This window comes from Embleya sp. NBC_00888, from assembly GCF_045207655.1.
GTDB lineage: Bacteria > Actinomycetota > Actinomycetes > Streptomycetales > Streptomycetaceae > Embleya.
The window spans coordinates 4,179,619-4,198,065 of record NZ_CP108785.1; the positions used below are offsets into that span (position 1 = coordinate 4,179,619).

Annotated in this window: 13 protein-coding genes; 9 read left to right on the forward strand and 4 right to left on the reverse strand. The window is 71.1% G+C overall.

From position 1 onward, the window contains the following. Nucleotides 1-21 precede the first annotated feature (21 nt). The 3 genes from OG948_RS52475 to OG948_RS52485 form a co-directional block, all read right to left on the reverse strand. Nucleotides 22-1,359, reverse strand: coding sequence for a hypothetical protein (locus tag OG948_RS52475; protein ID WP_331772162.1), 1,338 nt, complete (start codon nucleotides 1,357-1,359; stop codon nucleotides 22-24). 140 nt (nucleotides 1,360-1,499) lie between these two features. Then, nucleotides 1,500-4,391, reverse strand: a complete 2,892-nt coding sequence (locus OG948_RS52480; RefSeq protein WP_331772163.1) for a LuxR family transcriptional regulator — start codon at nucleotides 4,389-4,391, stop codon at nucleotides 1,500-1,502. A 212-nt stretch (nucleotides 4,392-4,603) separates the two neighbouring features. Then, entirely contained in the window at nucleotides 4,604-6,253 is a 1,650-nt protein-coding gene (locus OG948_RS52485) for a M14 family metallopeptidase (protein ID WP_331772164.1), read from the reverse strand. A gap of 550 nt (nucleotides 6,254-6,803) precedes the next feature. Between OG948_RS52485 and OG948_RS52490 the strand changes: the two genes are divergently transcribed. From OG948_RS52490 to OG948_RS52500, 3 genes are read left to right on the forward strand one after another with little or no spacing between them, the layout of a single operon-like run. Further along, on the forward strand, nucleotides 6,804-7,871 hold the full coding sequence (locus OG948_RS52490; RefSeq protein WP_331772165.1) for a tartrate dehydrogenase: 1,068 nt from the start codon (nucleotides 6,804-6,806) through the stop codon (nucleotides 7,869-7,871). After that, complete coding sequence (locus tag OG948_RS52495) at nucleotides 7,868-8,779, forward strand: alpha/beta hydrolase (RefSeq protein ID WP_331772166.1); 912 nt, start codon at nucleotides 7,868-7,870, stop codon at nucleotides 8,777-8,779. The genes OG948_RS52490 and OG948_RS52495 overlap by 4 nt, the downstream gene beginning before the upstream one ends. Then, the gene (locus tag OG948_RS52500) at nucleotides 8,776-9,903 is read left to right on the forward strand and encodes a M20 family metallopeptidase (RefSeq protein WP_331772167.1); all 1,128 of its coding nucleotides are present in this window, start codon (nucleotides 8,776-8,778) and stop codon (nucleotides 9,901-9,903) included. Before OG948_RS52495 ends, OG948_RS52500 begins: the two co-directional genes overlap by 4 nt. Before the next feature lie 62 nt (nucleotides 9,904-9,965). On the opposite strand, the gene OG948_RS52505 is transcribed toward OG948_RS52500, so the two are convergent. After that, nucleotides 9,966-10,718 (reverse strand): TetR/AcrR family transcriptional regulator, encoded by a 753-nt coding sequence (locus OG948_RS52505; protein WP_331772168.1) that lies wholly within the window; start codon nucleotides 10,716-10,718, stop codon nucleotides 9,966-9,968. Nucleotides 10,719-10,995: 277 nt separating this feature from the next. Here OG948_RS52505 and OG948_RS52510 point away from each other — a divergent pair, with 277 nt between their 5' ends. From OG948_RS52510 to OG948_RS52535, 6 genes are read left to right on the forward strand one after another with little or no spacing between them, the layout of a single operon-like run. Then, entirely contained in the window at nucleotides 10,996-12,627 is a 1,632-nt protein-coding gene (locus tag OG948_RS52510; protein ID WP_406300731.1) for a peptide ABC transporter substrate-binding protein, read from the forward strand. Between the two features lie 31 nt (nucleotides 12,628-12,658). Continuing rightward, the gene (locus OG948_RS52515) at nucleotides 12,659-13,627 is read left to right on the forward strand and encodes an ABC transporter permease (protein ID WP_331772170.1); all 969 of its coding nucleotides are present in this window, start codon (nucleotides 12,659-12,661) and stop codon (nucleotides 13,625-13,627) included. Continuing rightward, the gene (locus tag OG948_RS52520) at nucleotides 13,624-14,556 is read left to right on the forward strand and encodes an ABC transporter permease (protein ID WP_331772171.1); all 933 of its coding nucleotides are present in this window, start codon (nucleotides 13,624-13,626) and stop codon (nucleotides 14,554-14,556) included. The genes OG948_RS52515 and OG948_RS52520 overlap by 4 nt, the downstream gene beginning before the upstream one ends. Next, a complete protein-coding gene (locus OG948_RS52525; protein WP_331772172.1) occupies nucleotides 14,556-15,554 on the forward strand; it encodes an ABC transporter ATP-binding protein in 999 nt (332 codons plus the stop codon). The genes OG948_RS52520 and OG948_RS52525 overlap by 1 nt, the downstream gene beginning before the upstream one ends. Continuing rightward, the gene (locus OG948_RS52530; RefSeq protein ID WP_331772173.1) at nucleotides 15,551-16,561 is read left to right on the forward strand and encodes an oligopeptide/dipeptide ABC transporter ATP-binding protein; all 1,011 of its coding nucleotides are present in this window, start codon (nucleotides 15,551-15,553) and stop codon (nucleotides 16,559-16,561) included. Before OG948_RS52525 ends, OG948_RS52530 begins: the two co-directional genes overlap by 4 nt. After that, nucleotides 16,558-18,441 carry a prolyl oligopeptidase family serine peptidase gene (locus OG948_RS52535; protein WP_331772174.1) on the forward strand — a complete coding sequence of 628 codons (1,884 nt, stop codon included), beginning with the start codon at nucleotides 16,558-16,560 and terminating at the stop codon, nucleotides 18,439-18,441. The genes OG948_RS52530 and OG948_RS52535 overlap by 4 nt, the downstream gene beginning before the upstream one ends. Nucleotides 18,442-18,447 lie beyond the last annotated feature (6 nt).

The window sequence follows — 18,447 nt, forward strand, 5'->3', positions numbered from 1 at the left end:
TCGGCGTGCCCGTACCGCACTTCAGTCGGGCCGCACGAGCGCGTGCATGGCCCACCACGTGGCCGGGTTGCTCACCTCGCCGTGCCCGGTGATGGCCGGCTTACCGTCGATCTCGATCCCGCCGTCCACGGCGATCACGCGCAACCCGCCGCCGAGGTCGTAGCGTTCCGCACCGGGGACGGCCGCCGGTCGACGGGCGGAGATCCCCTCCACCCCGCCCGGGCCGAACCCGCCCAGCGCACCGTACAGTTCGGGATCGCCGATCGCGGCGACGCCCGGTTCGCCCGGTTGACTTCCGCGCATCGCGAGATGGAAGAACTTGGTCAGCGGGTCGTCGAACGCGGAGAACGTGGTGAGCAACGGCCTTTCCACCAGTTCCGGGACCGCGTGGTAGCCACCGGGGCGCCCGGTGCCGGCGACGTCCGCCGCGAAGCACCAGCGGTTGACGGCGGCCTGCAACAACAACATCGACCGGGCGGGACGGTTCGGGGCGGCGGACGCGAGCGCGGACAACAACACCTTCGCGCCGAAGGAATGGCCGACCAGATGCAGTCGGACCCCGCTCTCGCGCAGGATGTGCGCCACGAGCGGACCCACTCCGTTGCTCCCCACCTCACCCGCGCGGGCCTTCATCTTCCACACGGTGGCCGTGCGCAGCAGACCGCGGGGATCGAAACCCCCGCCACCGGCGACGAGCAGACCCGGCGACGCACCGCCCGCGACGCCGAAGTCGTCCGGATCGGCGGGCGCGGCCGGGGCGCCGGCGCCGTCCAACGCCGCCCAGACGGTGAGCAATTCCTTCGCCGTGGGCGGCGGCGAACCATCGTCCGGATCGCGGCCGGCCCGCAGCGCGTCGAGCACGATCTCCGCCGCACGCAGCGCGGCATCGGAGTCGATCGTCGAGCGCCCGTCCACCAACTCGACGAACTCCGGGTCCGCCGCGGCGTCCAGGGACTCGGTGACCAGACCGAGCATCTCCTCCACCTGGCGCGCCTGTGCCCCGTCGGGATCCGGATCGGCCGCGATGTTCGGGCCCGCCTCCCACGGCATGACGAAACTGGTCGAGGGCCAGATGACGCCGATCAGCAAGGGCCGGTAGTCCGGTGGAACCGGAACCCCGAACTGTTGCCGCTGGGCGATGAACCCGCTGATGAAGCCGCGATAACGATCGAGGGCCTGCGCGAAGATGTTGTTCCACCCGTGGGAGAACAGGAAGACGTCGCCGACCCCGGCGAGCCGGTCCTTGATCTCCTGCTCGGCGACCGGGCTGCGCAGCCCGCCGTCCTTGTCGTAGCGGAGCAGATACAGATCCGCGGTCGAGCCCCCGTCGAGCGGAAATTTTTGAAAAGGACCCGACATCGTCCTGCTCCAGGTGCGCGCGAGGGTCGTACGGCGATCCTGTCTCCATGGTTCACCTCCCCGAGGGCCGGGGCAAACGGGGGCAGGATCCGCACGACGGGAGGAGGGGCCGGCCGCCGCTTGGGGCGCGGAACGGCCGGTCAGCGGGGGTGCTCCGGCAGGCCCAACGCGTCGCGGAGGTGCGAGCCGAGTTGCGTGCGCGAACGCACGGCGAACTTGCGGTAGATGCGGGTCAGCGACGCCTCGACCGTCTTCACGCTGAGGAACAGGGCCGCCGCCGCCTCCCGATTGCTCGCCCCCTGCGCGACCAGCCGCGCCACCCGCTCCTCGGTCGCGGTCAGCGTCGCGAACGCCGCGGCGGCATCGGAGCGCGGCGGGCCGGTCGGCGGCCCACCCGCCGCCGGCGGCCCGGCGAGCGTACGACGTGCCTGCTCCATCCACGGCCGTGCGCCGTACCGGGTGAACAGCGCCAACGCCTGCGCCCCCGCGGTGCGCGCGGCGGCGTGCCGGCGGCGGCTGCGCTCGATCCGGCCTCGGACCAACAGGCAGTGGCCCGCCTCCAGCGGCTGGCGCAGGTCCTCGAAGACCTGAGTGGCGTGGTCGAGCAACTCCACGGCCCGCCCCACGTCGCCCCGAGCGGCGCACAGCACCGCATCCGCACGGTCGAGGTGCGCGCTCGTGCCCCGCCCGTTGTCGGCGGGGTCCAGTGCCTGTCGGGCCGACCGGATCACCTGCTCCGACTCGTCGAGCCGGCCTCCGAGCGCCAGCGCGGAGGCCAGATCCCCGTGCCAGCGCAACATCGACGGCGAGGACACCCGCCGGTCCCGCGCCGGGTCGGCGATCCGCCGCAACGCCTCGATGCCGCCGCACAGGTCGCCGGAGCGCAACCGCGCCTGTCCCAGGACATGCAGATGGCGCTTCAGGAAGATCGAGTCGCCCTCCTGCTCCGAGGCGCGCACACCGCGTTGCGCGTACGCCCCGGCCCGCGCCACGCTGCCACCGGCGAGTTCGGCGATCGCGCCGTTGTACCAACCCGGTCCCGGGCTCAGACCGGAATCCTCGGCGATCCGTATCGCCCGGTCCGCGAAGTGCAGCGCGTCCGCGCACCGGCCCAGGCGCGCGGACACCTCGGACAACGAGCGCAGGACCGCGACGATCTCCTCGCCGGTGCCGCCCTCGGTCCGGGCGAGCATCGCGAGCAGATCGTGCCGGGCGTCGTCGAGCCGGTCGTCGAAGACCGCGAATCGCGCGGCAACGAAGCGCGGCGTCATGTGCAACCGGCCGTCGAGTTCGGGTTCCGGCAGCGCCAGCGCGCGGTTCATGTGCAGCCGGTGGTCGGCGCGTCCGGTGGCCCGCGCGGTTATCGCCGTCACGGCCAACGCCATCGACTCGGTGGCCCGGTCGCCGGCCGTACGGGCCAAGGCGATCGCCGAGTCGGCGTGCTGGGCGCTGCGTTCGTGCTCGCCCGCGACGATCGCCGCCCACGAGCGGCGTAATCGCAACGGCCCGGTCAGGGCGGGATCCTCACCCGCGTCGAGCAGGGCCGCGGCGAACAACTCGTCCATGTCCAAAACCCCTTGGCCGGCGAGATCGATCAACGCCATGCGCACGCGCACGCGCTGCGCGGCCGGCGCGTCGGCGGCCAGCACGGCGTCCGCCGCCCGGTGCACGACCTCCGACAACCCGGCGGTGGCACCCACCTCCGCCGCGGCGACCAGCCGATCCAGTCGCCGGCCGTCCAACTCGGCGGGGGTGCGCTCCGCGGCCAGCAGATACAGCTCGGCGGCGAGCCGGCGGGACCCGCGCCGGCGGGCCTGGGCGGCGGTGCTCTCCAACTCCCGGGCGAGCTCCGCGTTCGGGTCCGCGCAGACGAGTGCCCGATGCCGGACGCGCGCGGCGGCGTCGGTGACCACCGTGGCCAGGGCCGAGTGCAGCCTCGCGCGATGGTCGGCGCGCGCGGACTCGGCGAGCACGCCGGCCACGGCCGGCGGCGTGAACCTGATCTGCCCTCCCTCGCCGACCACGAGCCCGGTGGCGGCGGCGACCCGGATGTCGTACTCGGCGTCCGCGCGGCCCGCGCGCAGCAGCAGTTCGAGCGTCGGGCGGGTGGTCAGCGCCGCGACGAGCAACGTCTCGCGGGTCTGTGCGGACAGGCGCGCGACGCGCTCGCCGATCAACGCGCGCACCCGATGCGGCAACGGCGCCGGTCGGCCGTGGCGCGGGGCCCGATCCGCGGGTCCGCCCGCCAGGGCCAGGGCCAGGTACGGGTTGCCGCCGGAATCCGCGTGCAGCTTGTTCGCGACGCGTGCGGGCACTCCGTGCCGGTCGAAGAGTTCCACCAGGTCTTCCGCCGGCAGTGGCGGTACGGCCACCTCGACCGCGATCGGGGCGGTCAGCCAGGGCAGGTCCTCGCCGTTCGCGGCCGCACCCCGCTCGGGCCACCCGCCGGCGACCAGCGCCCGCACGTCGGGGCCGGCCAGGTGGTGCAGCGCGTGCGTGAGGACGTCGGCCGAGGCGGCGTCGAGCCAGTGCGCGTCGTCGACCACCACCAGGGTCGGGAAGAGCGCGGAGGAACGTTCGAGCAGTTCCTGCCAGGCCCGCCCGCACAGGTCGTGGAATCGGGCTGCGGACGCCCGGCTCTCCCACGGCGAGCGGCTGCGGGGGAAGGCCTCGGGGCACATCCGGATGTGTTCGCCCGCGAGCAGGTCGCCCACGACGGAGCGCTGCGCCGGTGCCAGCGCGGCCGGCAGTTCGGGCGGAACACGGTGCAGCAGGGCGGCCAGCCCGGAGTAGGGGACCCGCCGACCGATCTCGGTGCCGCTCGTGCGCAGGACTCTCTCGCCGCGGGCCGTGGCCGATCCGCACACGGCGCCGATCACGGTGGTCTTGCCGATGCCGCTCGACCCCGTCAGCACCACGCTGCCTCCGGCGGCGATCCGCGACTCGACGGAGGCGAGCAGTGCGGCCCGACCCACCAAGGGGGCCGACGGCGGGTCGAGGGTTTCGGCGGAGCCGGCGACCTGGTCGGCCATCGTCTCTCCCGGCAGAGGGGGAATTCCGGACTGAACCCTAGCCATCGGGCATGTCCGGCATCAACCCCCGTCGGTGGGTGTGGGTCGTTCGGGCCGCGCGTGCCGCGCCGGGTCGGTGGGAGATCGCCGCCGCGCACGCGGTCCGGCCCGACCCGAAGGGGAATCGGGCCGGGCCGAGGTCATGCGAAACGGGAAACCGCCGGGGCACCCGCTCAGAAGGTGACCTTCCAGGAGTCGATCTTGCCGGTGTCGGCGGAGGCGACGTCCTGCACCTTCAACCGCCAGGTGCCGTTGGCGACTTCGCCGGAGACGTCGACGGTGTAGGTGGTGATGACGTTGTCCGCCGAGTCGTTGGCACTGGAGTTCTTGAGTCGGTAGACGGAGTTGTCCGGTGCGACGAGGTCGATGGTCAGGTCGCCGCGCCAGGTGTGCTTGATGTCGACGCCGACCTGGAATCCGGCGGGCGCGTTGCCCGGTACGCCGGTGACGGCGATGTCGCTGAAGACGGCCGCGCCGTTGTCGGGGATGGCCACGTCGTTGGTGTTCTCGAACGTCGTGCCGGGCGGCTCCCCGCCGCAGGTCTTGCCGATGGCGCGTGGCGGACAGTCCGCGTAGTCGAGCAGATGCAGGACGGCGGCCTTGTTCCGGGACGTCTCGCGATCGATGACCTCGTCGGGCGGATAGAAGCCACCGTTGCCCGACGCGGGATACATCTCGAACGTGTAGGCGTAGATGCGTTGATCGCCCCACAGCCAGTCGTCGATCGAGCCGTCCGTGATGTAGAGGTCGGACGACTGCTCGGGGGTGTAGCGGTTGGTCGCCGCCATGGCCCGGCCGATGGTGGCGAACGTGTTGTACTCGTCGGCGGTCATGCCGGGCACGACCTCGTCGTACGTCCAACCGAAGGGCCACAACACCAGTTCGCTGTAGGTGTGGAAGTCGATCGCCGCGGTCACCTGCTGCTTTCCGCCGACGACGCGGCCCTTCACCCAGTCGGTCACCGCCTTGACCTCGGGCGCGGATTCGGCCCTGGGCCCGCGGTACGTCTCACTGCCCGTGCTGCCCGAGGATCCGCCGCAACAGCCCCACTTGTAATTCCAGTTGCGGTTGAGGTCGGTACCGACGTTGCTCGAACCGGAGTTGGGCTGCCGGTTCTTGCGCCAGCTTCGGTACGAACCGGTGGCGATGTCGAACTCGCCTCCGTCCGGGTTGACATCGGGCATGATCCAGATCTCGCGGCTGTCCACCAGTGCCTTGATGCGCGGGTCGCCGGCATAGCCGTCGCCGAGCAACTTGACCAGGTAGAGGGCCATTTCGACGGTCAGGTGCTCCCGGGCGTGTTGGTGGTGGGTGAACAGCACCTCCGGTTCCGCCTCGTCGACCGTCACGTTGTCCGAGATCTTCAGCACGTACAGGTCGCGGCCCTCGTAGGAGCGCCCGATCACCTGCTTCGTGATCAGCGTCGGGTGGTTGGCGACCGCCTTGTCGATCTCGGTGACCATCTCCGCGTAGTTGTGGTAGCCGGAGTCCGCGGGCGGAAAGTCCCGGTTGATCCGGCCGCCGGGGGCGGGCGGGGCCTCCGCGTTCACGGTGAAGCCGAGCGCCCTGATCCGCCGGACCTCCTCCGGGGTCGCGGTGATCGACAGGCGGCTGTCCTCGACACCGTTGACGGCGGCGCCCGTCGCCGCGATGGCGCTGCGCTGTTGGGTGGTTCGCACGCCGACGACGCTGTACTCGGCCGACGTCGTGGCATCCGCGGACGACGGTGCCTTCTCGCCGACGGCGGGGTCGGGGTTGACCGCGACCATCGCGAGAGCGACGGTGAAGGCAGCCGTCAGGACGGACAGGCGTTTGCGTTTCACACGTGTACCTCCTCGTGGCGGCATCGGAGCGCTCCGATGCCGGAGGGATTGCGTCGTGTGTCGACGGACGCCGTCGGTGGGAGGCCGACGACGGGCCGCTCGGGCGGATCGCACGGCGCGCGATGGCGCGCGCCGGAGGTGATTCGGTACGGGGGACGTGCTCGGCACCGCGGCACCGGAGGTCGAGGGGACCGCTATCAAAGGGTAGTCATCCGACCCCGGAGCGCGAATCAGGGAAAACCCTTGTCGCCTCGCCGGTTCGGGGGAGGGTTCCGCGGGCGCGTGCGGGTGGGGGATGCGCCGGACGATTGCCGCCGGGCCGCGAGCCGCCTTCGTTCGGGCGCGTGCGATCGGGTGAGGAGCCCGGTGGTGCGGCCCGGTGGCGCGGCTCGTGGTGCGGACTCGGCGGTCGGCCCGGCGGTCGGCCCGGCGGTCGGCTCGGGGTGGACGCACAGGTCTTCGCTGACGAAAGCGACCCGCGCTGCTCTCTAGCAATTCCTCGTGGCTATCTCCTAGGCTATGAGCATTGCTAACGGCGAGGGGATTTCAGGTGCGCACGTATCGGATCGCGGCGATCCCCGGCGACGGCATCGGTCGAGAGACCGTGCCGGCCGCTCGGCGGGTCCTCGACGTACTGTCCGCGACACACGGATTCGAACTGGCCTGGACCGAGCACCCCTGGGGTTGCGCGTTCCACGCCGAGAGCGGCGTGATGATGCCGGTGGACGGCATCGAACGCCTGCGCGAAGCGGACGCGATCCTGCTCGGCGCGGTCGGCACGCCGGAGGTGCCCGACCACGTGTCGCTGTGGGGGCTGCTGATCCCGATCAGGCGGGAGTTCGACCAGTTCGTCTCGCTGCGCCCGGTGCGCTCGCTGCCCGGGGTCCGCGGGCCGCTGCGCGACGAGCGCCCGTTCGACCTGGTGGTGGTGCGGGAGAACACCGAGGGCGAGTACGGCGAGATCGGCGGACGGCTGTATCGGGGCCGTCCGCACGAACTGGCGGTGCAGGAGTCCGTCTTCACCCGACTGGGCGTCGAGCGGATCGCCCGCTACGCCTTCGAGCTCGCCCGTACCCGCTCGGGCCGGGTGGCCTCGGCCACCAAGTCGAACGGCATCGTGCACACGATGCCGTTCTGGGACGAGGTGGTGGCCGAGGTCGCCGCCGACTTCCCCGACGTCGAGCTGACGCCGTACCACGTCGACGCGTTGGCCGCGCTGCTCGTGCTGGACCCCACGCGCTTCGACGTGATCGTGGCCTCCAACCTCTTCGGCGACATCCTCAGCGACCTGACCGCCGCCCTCGCCGGGAGTATCGGCGTCGCCCCGTGCGGCAACATCGACCCCACCCGGCGCGGGCCCTCGATGTTCGAGCCGATCCACGGCTCCGCGCCGGACATCGTCGGCACCGGATCGGCCAACCCGATCGGCCAGATCTGGTCCGCCGCCCTGATGCTGGAACATCTCGGCGAGGCGGAGGCGGCCGCACGACTCGTCGAGGCGATGGGCCGGGTCGTCGCGGCCGGCTCGGTCACCCCCGACCTCGGCGGCAAGTTGTCGACGGACCAGGTGTGCGACGTCTTCATCGAGGAGCTGCGCGGGACCGGGGCGGTCGGATGAACGCGCGCCTGCTGCCCGGGCTGCGGCGGGTCGAATCCGCCCGCGACGGCGTCCGGATCAACGCGTTCGTCGGGGGCGAGGGTCCGCCGATCCTGCTGCTCCACGGCTACCCGCAGACGTCCGCCATGTGGCACCGGGTCGCCCCGGAACTGATCGCGGCGGGGCACACCGTCGTGCTGGCCGACCTGCGCGGCTACGGCGACAGCGACAAACCCGGCGACACCCCCTCCCACGACCCCTATGGCAAGCGGGCCATGGCGGCCGACCAGGTCTCGCTCATGAAGTCCCTGGGATTCGCGCGCTTCGCGGTCGTCGGCCACGACCGGGGCGCACGCGTCGCCCACCGGATGGCGCTGGACTCCCCCGAGCGGGTGCGGTCCGTGGCGGTCCTGGACATCGTGCCGACGCTGCACATGTTCGAGAGCGTGGATCGGGCGATGGCCTCCGAGTACTTCCACTGGTTCTTTCTCGCACAGTCGTCCGACCTGCCCGAGCGGCTGATCCTGGCGGACACCCGTGCCTGGCTGCGCAGCCGGTTCGCCGGTCGCAACGCCGGCGGACGGGACATCGACGAGGCGGCGATGGCCGAGTACGAGCGCTGCTTCGACCCGGCCACGGTGCGCGCCTCGTGCGCCGACTACCGGGCCGCGGCCGGCGTCGACCTGGTGCACGACCGGCGGGACCGCGAGCGGGGCCGCCTGATCGAAGCCCCGCTGCTCGCGCTGTGGGGAGCCGGGAGCTACGTGGGACGCAACTTCGACGTGGCCCGGGTCTGGAAGTCCTACGCGCGACGGGTCGACGCGGTGTCCGTGCACGCCGACCACTACCTGTGCGAGGAGGCACCCGACGCGGTGGCGCACGCCCTGACCTCGTTCTGTCGCAATGTCGAATCGGGAGAGCCCCGTTGAACACCACCCGCAAGGTCGACACCGACCGTTCCCTGTCCCGACTGCGACAACTGGTCGACCTGGAGACGCCATCCGGCCACGTGCCGGGACTGGACCCGCTGTACGAATTGCTGGCCTCGTGGTCGGGCGGCCTGTTGGGCGAGTCCGAACGGGTGGTCGTCGACGGGGTGCCGCACCTCTACGTGCACGAGCGGGTGCGCGATCCGGCCACTGCTCCGGTGTTGTTGCTCGGGCACGCCGACACGGTCTGGCCGCTCGGCACGCTCGCCGAGCGCCCGTTCACCGTGGCGGAGGGCCGAGTGACCGGGCCGGGGGTGTTCGACATGAAGGCGGGTCTGGTGACGGCCCTGGACGCGCTGGAGCTGACCGGCGGCGCCGACGACGTGCGGATGCTGGTCACCGGCGACGAGGAGCGCGGGTCGCTCACGTCACGCGCGTTGATCGAGGAGGCCGCCGCCGGCTGCCGCGCGGTGCTGGTGCTGGAGCCCAGCCGGGACGGGGCGGTCAAGACCGCCCGCAAGGGTGTGGCCATGTACAGGCTGGGCGTGCGCGGACGCGCTGCCCACGCCGGGCTGGAGCCCGAACTCGGCGTGAACGCCCTGGTGGAACTGGCGCACCAGGTGCTCGCGATCAGCGGGCTCGGGGACACCGGTCGCGGCACGACGGTCACCCCCACCGTCGGCAGGGCCGGCACCACGACCAACACCGTGCCCGAGTCGGGCTACGTCGACGTCGACGTACGGGCCTGGGAGCGGGCGGAGTTGGAGCGGGTCGAGGACGCGCTGAACGTGCTGTGCTCCCGGTTGCCGGGGGCCGGCGTCGAACTGGCGGGGGGTATCAACCGGCCCCCGTTGGAACGCGACATGTCCCGGGGGCTCCTGCTCGCCGCGCGGCGGCTGGCCCGGGAGCAGGGCCTGGGCGCGGTCGTGGAGGCCTGGGTCGGCGGCGGATCCGACGGCAATTTCACCGCCGCGCTGGGCATCCCCACCCTGGACGGGCTCGGCCCCGCCGGCGGTGGGGCGCACGCCCGGCACGAGTGGCTGGACCTGGGCTCCCTTCCCGAGCGCGCGGTCCTGGTGGCCGGGCTGCTGCGGGAGGGAGCCGCCGCCTTGTCGATCCCGTGACGGGGATGCGATGACGCGGATCGGGTGATCGGATCCGGCGCGGGCTCCGACGACGGAGTGGCTCACCCCTCCGTCGGCGTGGACCTGTTCTCGCGGGCCTGTTCGGCGCGGGCCTCGATGGCGTCGAGGAACAGGTCCACGGCGGTGTCGAAGACGGTCGGGTCGCCGATGTCCAGGAGCTCTCCGGTCATCGCGGCGATCCGCGGGTACTGCTCGGCCGGCAGCCGCCGGTACTCCAACTGCCAGGCCAGCGTGTCGCCGTCCCGGGTCTCCGGATCCAGGGCCAGCATGCCCGCCTCCATGCTGGACAACGAGCGGATGACGTTGCCGAACACGCGCAGGTACTTGGCCGCGTCCGCCTCGTCCAGGCCGGCCCGCAGCAGTGCGTCCAGGGCGAACTCCACGTTCGCGAACTCGGTGGGCCTGCGGGTGGTGCGAGCCGCCATCTGCACCGCGAACTGCGGGTAGCGCAGGTAGTGCTCGTGGATGTAGCGGGCCGACGTGCGCAGGTCCTCGCGCCAGGAGTCGGTGGCCTTGAGCAGCCCCCCGTAGGAGCGGGCCCGGAGGTCGTCGATCAGCTCGCGGACCAACTGGTCCTTGTCGCGGAAGTGCCGGTAGAGCGAGGTCGGATGGGCGTTCACCTCCTTGGCGAGGGACTGGAACGTGAAGGAGTCGAGCCCGTCCCGCGCGGCGACCCGCTCGGCGGCGTCCAGGATGACCTGGCGGCTCAGCGTGTCGCGGGGGAGCCGCCGGCGCGTGGGACCCGTGTTCTTGGGTGGCGCACCGGACGTGTCCTCGGCTTTCGGGGCGGTCATGCGGGTCCTTCCTGGGGAGTCGGCGCCGGTGGGCGCCCGTTGTACCGAGCCTGCCGGAGGCATGGCCACATTTCAAGTCAATCTCATTGGCTACCTTCTAGCCTATGTGTATTGCTAAGCGATTGACGTCTCCCTACCCTTGATCACCGAGTCCCGGGGACATCCCGTACAGGGAAGGTCGAAATCCATGATTCATACACGAAACGAGCGCCGGCCGCGAAGAGCCGGACGGCGTCGAACTCCGGTCGGAAGCGCCCTGGCGGCACTCGCGGTTCTCGTGGCCACCGGATGCACATCGGGCGCGCCCGCGCTCGCACCGGGGACGAACTCCATTCCCGACGTCCCGGTCAAGCAGGGCGGGAGCCTGGTCATCGGCGCGGAGCAGGAACCGGACTGCGCGGACTGGATCGCCACCTGCGCCGGGTCCATCTGGGGCACCTACCTCATGCAGGCCCAGACGATCCCGCAGGTCTTCACCGTCGTGCAGCAGGGCAAGGACTGGGTCCCGGTCGCCTCCGACCTGATGGCCGAGACGCCCACCACCGAGGTGGCGGAGGGGCGGCAGACGATCACCTACCGAATCAACCCCGCCGCGGTCTGGTCCGACGGGGCGCCGATCACCTCGGCCGACCTGAAGTACACCGCGCTGCAGATCCGCGACGGCAAGGACATCTTCAGCCGGAACGGCTACGACCTGATCGACTCGGTCGACACGCCGGACGCGAGGACCGCGGTCGTCACGCTCAAGTCCCCCTACGCCAACTGGCGGCAGTTGTTCGGCGCCGAGTTCGGGGTGCTGCCGGCACACCTGCTCGAGGGCAAGGACCGCAACGCGCTGATGAAGAACGGCTACACGTTCAGCGGCGGCCCCTGGAAGATCGCCTCCTGGGTCAGGGGCACCTCCGTCACCCTGGTGCCCAACGAGGGCTACTGGGGCCCGAAACCACACCTGGACAAGGTGACGTTCCAGTTCACTACCGACACCGCCGCCGAGTTCCAGGCGTTCGCCAGCGGCCAGCTCGACGCCCTGTACCCGACGCCGCAACTCGACGTGCTCTCCCAGATCAACTCGCTCGGCGGCAGCGCCAACATGCAGGTGGAGAGCCGCACCGGGAACCTCCAGGCACTGTGGATGAACAACTCGACGTTCCCGTTCGACTCCGTCGCGGTCCGCCAGGCGTTCGCCTACTCGGTCGATCGTGAAGCGATCGTGCGCAAGCTCTTCGGCTCGCTGGGCGTGGGCGCACCCGCGCAGAGCTTCCTCTCGCCCCTGGTGTCCGCGTTCGCGGCCGACGACTTCGCGGTCTACCGGCGCGACGTGAACAAGGTGCGCGAGATCATGACGGCCGCCGGGTGGGCCAAGAACGGTGAGGGGATCTGGTCCAAGGACGGCCGCGCCGCGCAGTTCACGATCGTCTCCCTCGCGGGCAACCAGAGCCGCGAACTCACCGAGCAGATACTGCAGTCGCAACTGCGACAGGCCGGGTTCAAGATGACCATCAAGAACACCAGCGCGGCGAACCTGTTCGGCAAGGTAGCCCCGGCCGGGGACTTCCAACTGGGGTTGTGGACGCTGATCGACACCTTCCCCGTCCCCACCCTGGACGCCACCTTCGCCTCGACGTCGATCCCCAGCGCCGCCAACGGCGATTCGGGCATCAACTTCATCCGCGCGAACATCCCCGGCCTGGACTCGCTGCTCGGCCGGGTCAGCACCGACGTCGAGCAGACGTCCCGGATGCAGGCGTCCCGCGAGACGGAGAAGCTGCTCGCCGAATCCGTGCCCTCGCTGCCGCTGGGCGCGGTCCCCAACATCCTGCTGACCGCCAAGAAGGTCGGCGGCCCGATCAGCATCAACCCCGTCCAGGGCCCGTTCTGGAACCTCGCCCAATGGGGACTGGCGAAATGACCGGCGCCCGACTCCTCGCCGAGGACACCCCATGTTGAGATACACCGTGCGCCGGCTGGCGTACTCGTTGCCCGTGATGGTGATCGCCTCCTTCATCCTGTTCTGGGCCGTGCGCGCCACCTTCGACCCGCTCGCCAAGCTGCGCCAGTCCACCGACCCCGGCGCCGTGCGCCGACAGACCGAACTGCTCGGCCTGGACCGATCCGTGCCCGAGCAGTACCTGCTGTGGATGAAGGCCTTCGTCACCGGGGACTGGGGCACCAGCAGCAGGACCGGCGGAGCGGTGCTGCCGATGATCGGGTCCGCGCTCGAAGTCACCGTGCAACTGATGTTCTGGGGCGTGTTGTTCGCCTCCGTGATCGCCCTGGGCATCGGGATCTACTCGGCGGCCCGCCAGTACTCGGCCGGGGACTACCTGCTCACCGGGCTCTCCTACGTGGGCATCGCGATGCCCGCCTTCTGGCTCGGCCTGGTCCTGATCCAAGTCCTGGCGGTGTGGCCCAGGCAGCAGTTCGGCCTGAGCGAACCCCCGCTGTACTTCGTCGGACTGCACTCGGTCGGCCGGACCGGGATCAACGCGGACTACTTCCGCCATCTGGCACTTCCCGTGGTCACGCTCACCATCGGCCTGGTCGCGAGCTGGTCCAGGTTCAGTCGGGCCTCGATGCTCGAGGCCCTCTCGAGCGACTACGTGCGCACCGCCCGGGCCAAGGGCGTGCCGCGCCGTCGCATCCTGTTCCGGCACGCCCTGCGCAACGCGCTGGCCCCGTTCGTCACCGTCGTGGCGCTCGACGCCGCCGCCCTGGTCGGCGGCCTGGTCGTCACCGAACAGATCTACTCGATCCCCGGCATGGGCCGGCTCTTCCTGAGCTCGATCCTGGCCGGCGACGTGTTCGTGCTGATCCCGTGGATGCTCGTGGTGGCCGTCGCCGTGATCCTCTTCAACCTGCTGGCGGACGTGGCCTACGCGCTTCTGGACCCGAGGGTGGCCCTGCGATGACCGACTCCGCCGCATTCCGGATCGCCGAATCCGCGACCCCGACCGCCCCGTCGCCCACACCGGCCGAGCCCGCGCGGGCCAAGGACAAGCCCCGGCACCGGTTGGTACTGGAACGATTCCTGCGCCACCGACTGGCCGTCGTGGGCCTGCTGATCCTGGTCGCACTGGCGATCTCCTGCTTCGGCGCACACTGGATCGCCCCCTACCCGCACAACCGACAAGACCTCCTGCTGGGTGCCCAACAGCCCTCCTCGGAGCACTGGCTGGGCACGGACTCGCTGGGCCGCGACTACCTCAGCGAACTGCTGTTCGCCGGCCAGGTCTCGCTGGCGATCGGCATCTGCGTCGCGCTGCTGTCCACCCTCGTCGGCACGGCCGTCGGCGCGATCGCCGGATTCGCCGGCGGCCGGCCCGACGAGGTGATCATGCGGGTGACCGACCTGTTCCTGATCGTGCCCGCCATCGCCGTCCTGGCCCTGGCCCTGGAGGCACTGGGTCCCTCACCGGTGACCATCGTCCTGATCCTGTCCGCGTTGGGCTGGACCATGATCGCCCGCGTGGTGCGCTCGCAGGTACTCACACTGCGCAACAAGGAGTTCATCCAGGCCGCCCGGGTCATCGGCGCCTCCAACCCGCGGATCGTGGTCCGCCACCTGCTGCCCAACCTGACCGGCGTCATCGCGGTCAACGTGTCGCTTGCGGTCGCCACCGCCATCATCCTCGAATCCACCACCAGCTTCCTCGGGTTCGGCATCCAACCGCCCCAGTCGAGCTGGGGCAACATGCTCAGCCAGGCCGCCGGGCTGATCGGCACCTCGCAGGCCTACCTGCTGTACGTACCGGGCCTGGCGATCCTGATCACCGTGCTGGCCGTGAACTTCGTCGGCGACGGCCTGCGCGACGCCTTCGACCCGCAAGGAAGGCAATGATGAGCACCGACACGTCCCCCGTGCTGTCCGTGCGCGACCTCACCGTCACCTACCGCACCGACTCCGGTCCCGTGACCGCGGTCGAACGCCTGTCCTTCGACGTGGCACCCGGCGAAACCCTGGGCATCGTCGGCGAATCGGGCTCCGGCAAGAGCGCCGCCACCATGGCGATCATGGGCCTGCTCCCGCGCAACGCGACCGCCGAGGGATCGGTGCTCTTCCGCGGACGGGAACTGCTCGACCTCTCCGACCGGGAACTGCGCACGATCCGCGGCAACCAGATCGCGGTGGTCTTCCAGGACGCGCTCGCCGCGCTCAACCCGATGATGACCGTCGGGGCACAGGTGGCCGAAGCCGTCAGCGTGCACGACGCGAGTCACGGGCGCGAGGCCCTGCGCGAGCGCACCGTCGACCTGCTGGATCTGGTCGGCATCGCCTCCCCGCGGGATCGCGCCGAGCAGTACCCGCACGAGCTCTCCGGCGGCATGCGCCAGCGCGTGATGATCGCGATGGGCATCGCCAACGACCCCGCCCTGCTGATCGCCGACGAGCCGACCACCGCCCTGGACGTGACCGTGCAGGCACAGGTCCTGGACGTGATCGAACGGGTCCAGGACCGCACCCACACCTCGGTCCTGCTGATCACCCACGACCTGGGCGTGGTCGCCGGCATCGCCGACCGCGTCATGGTCATGTACTGCGGACGCAAGCTCGAGGAAAGCCCGGTCGACGCGCTGTTCCACCAGCCCGCCCACCCCTACACCACCGGCCTCCTGGGCGCGCTGCCGCGCATCGACCGGCGCGCGGCACGACTGACCCAGATCCCCGGCCAGCCGCCGCTGCCGACCGAACGCCCCACCGGATGCCCGTTCCAGCCCCGCTGCCCGCACGCCGTCCCGGCGGTCTGCGGCGAGGTCGACGCACCGCCCCTGGACGTCGGCGCGACCCACACCACGGCCTGCGTGCGGTTCCACGAGATCGAGAAGGTGACGCGATGACCACGACCACGGTGGACGTCACGGGGTTGGTGGCCGAATACCGGACCGGACGCGGCCGCAAGGCCGCCGTCGTACAGGCCGTCTCCGGCGTGGACTTCTCCATCGCCCGCGGCCGCACCCTGGGCCTGGTCGGCGAGACCGGCTGCGGCAAGAGCACCCTCGGCCGCTGCCTGGTCCGCCTGGTCACCCCGGCCGGCGGACGGGTCCTGCTCGACGGAACCGACATCGCCACCGCGAACCGACGCACCCTGTCGGAGCTGCGCCGCCGCGTGCAACTCGTCTTCCAGGACCCCTACTCCTCACTCAACCCGCAGATGAGCGTGCAGGCGATCCTCGCCGAGCCGCTGCGCATCCACGGCCTGCACGCCAACCGCGAACGCGAACGCGTACACGAACTGCTGGGCCTGGTGGGCCTCGACGCCGCGCACGCCCACCGCTTCCCGCACCAGTTCTCCGGCGGGCAGCGGCAGCGCATCGGGATCGCCCGGGCGCTGGCCGTGGAACCCGACGTGCTGGTCCTGGACGAACCGGTGAGCGCGCTGGACGTCAGCGTCCAGGCCGGGGTGGTCAACCTGTTGGAAGACCTCCAGGAACAGCTCGGACTCACCTACCTGTTCATCGCCCACGACCTGTCCGTGGTCCGGCAGATCAGCGACGAGGTGGCCGTGATGTACCTCGGCCGGATCGTCGAACAGGCGCCGGTGGACTCGCTGTTCGAGTCGGCTCGGCACCCCTACACCCAGGCGCTGCTGTCGGCCGTGCCGATTCCCGACCCACGCATCCAGCGCACCCGCAAGCGGATCGTGCTGGAGGGCGACATACCCAGTCCGCTGAACCCGCCCTCCGGCTGCCGGTTCCGCACGCGCTGCTGGAAGGCGCAGAAGGTGTGCGCGGACGTGACCCCGCCCCTGGTGGAGACGGGCGACGGACACCTGACGGCCTGCCACTTCGCCGAAGTCCTCCCGCAACCGGACGCCGGCACCACCCCCGAGAGGATCGCCCCATGACCGAGTCCTGGCACCGCTTCTTCACCACCGACCGGATCCTGTCCATGCGACGCGGCCGGGGAGAGCGCGATTTCTCCCTCGTGGTCCGGGACACGGAGCACGGCCAGACGCTCGCCCGCCGGGACGCGGAGCAAGGGACCGACCGGCCGTTCCCGGGCGAGGTCGACTTCGGCGACCCCGGTGAAGCCATTCTCAGCGCGGACGGCGAGTGGGTGCTCAGCCTGCACGACGACAACGGCTCCGAGGTCGGCCACGTGTGGGCCTCCTCGCTGGACGGTGCCGACCGCCGCGACCTGACCCCCACCCTCGGGCCCTACACGCTCCGGGGCATCGACACCGCCCGACGCGGCGACGCCACCGTGATCACCGCCGCCGCCCCCGACGGCTTCAGCCTCTGGCTTGTGCACAACTCCCGGACCTCGGCGCCCAGGCTGCTCTTCACCTCGCCGCACGAGGCATGGAACGGACTGATCTCCGCCGACGGGCAGACCGCCAGTGTCGACACCACCGACCACAACCCCGGAGTGCGCCGCTTCGCCGTCACCGTCGTCGCGACCGACACCGGGAAGGTGCTCGATCGCCTCAGTGACGGGCCGAAGGCACCCGTGCGGGCGGTACGGTTCTCCCCGGTCTACGGCGACGGCCGCCTGCTCGTCTCCACCGAGCGGACCGGTTTCGCCCGCCCGTGCGTCTGGAACCCCGCCGACGGCAGCCGGATCGACGTGGACGCCCCGCACCTGAACGGCGACCTGGTCGCCCTGGACTGGTCCGACGACGGCTCCCGGATCCTGCTGGTGCACGTCGACGAAGGCCTGCACCACGTGCTGGAGTTCGACCTGCACAGCCGCACACTGACGGCGATCGCCCATCCGGACGGGGCGTACTTCGAGCCCGACGTCGCCGCGGCCCACCTGAACCAGTGGGCCTCGCACTACGCCGCCGACGGACGCATCCGCCTGCTGCGCCAGCGCTTCGACGAGCCGCTGACGGTGCTGCACGTCGACCGCCGGACGGGGGAGATACTCCCGGCCGACGCGCCGACCCGCCCGGCGCCGGGCGTCCGCGCCGGCTCGCACACCGTGCACTCCACCGACGGCACCCCCCTGCAACTGTGGGTGTGCCGACCCCCGGACGCCGACGGGCCGCTTCCGCTGGTGCTCAACCTGCACGGCGGCCCGAACCTGGTCTCCGTCGACTCCTACAACCCGCAGGCACAGGCCTGGGTCGCCTCGGGCGTGGCGTACGCGTCGTTGAACTACCGAGGCTCGGTCACCTTCGGCCGCCGGTTCCGCGAAGGCTTCATCGGCTCCATCGGCGACCGGGAACTGGAGGACATCGAGTCGGCGGTTCGGCGACTGATCGCCGACGGTGTGGCCGACGCCGGACGGATCTTCGTCACCGGTGCCTCCTACGGAGGCTTCCTCTCCCTGCTGTCGGTGGGTCGGTTGCCCGAACTGTTCGCGGGGGCCATGGCGTTCGTCCCGATGGCTGATTGGGTGACCGCCTACGACGACATGAACCCGGCCCTGCGCGCGGCCTGGAAGGCCTTCTTCGGAGCCGCCCCCGACCTCGACCCGGACCGCTTCCGGCACTCCTCGCCGATCACGTACGTCGACGCGGTGCGCGCACCCGTCTGGATCATGCAGGCCACCCACGACACGCGTACTCCGCCCAAGCAGGCCTACGCCTACGCGAAGGCCCTGCAGGACGCGGGCGCAGACGTGTGCATCGACTGGTTCAGCGGCGGCCACGAGACCAGCAGTCGCGGGCAGGAGATCCACGACCAGCAGCGGATGACGGACCTCGTTCGAGCCGCCCTGCGCGGTGCGTCCTGGTCCCGGGGCCCGGTCGAACCGCCGTCCGGACAGGGTCTCGGATGACCCGGG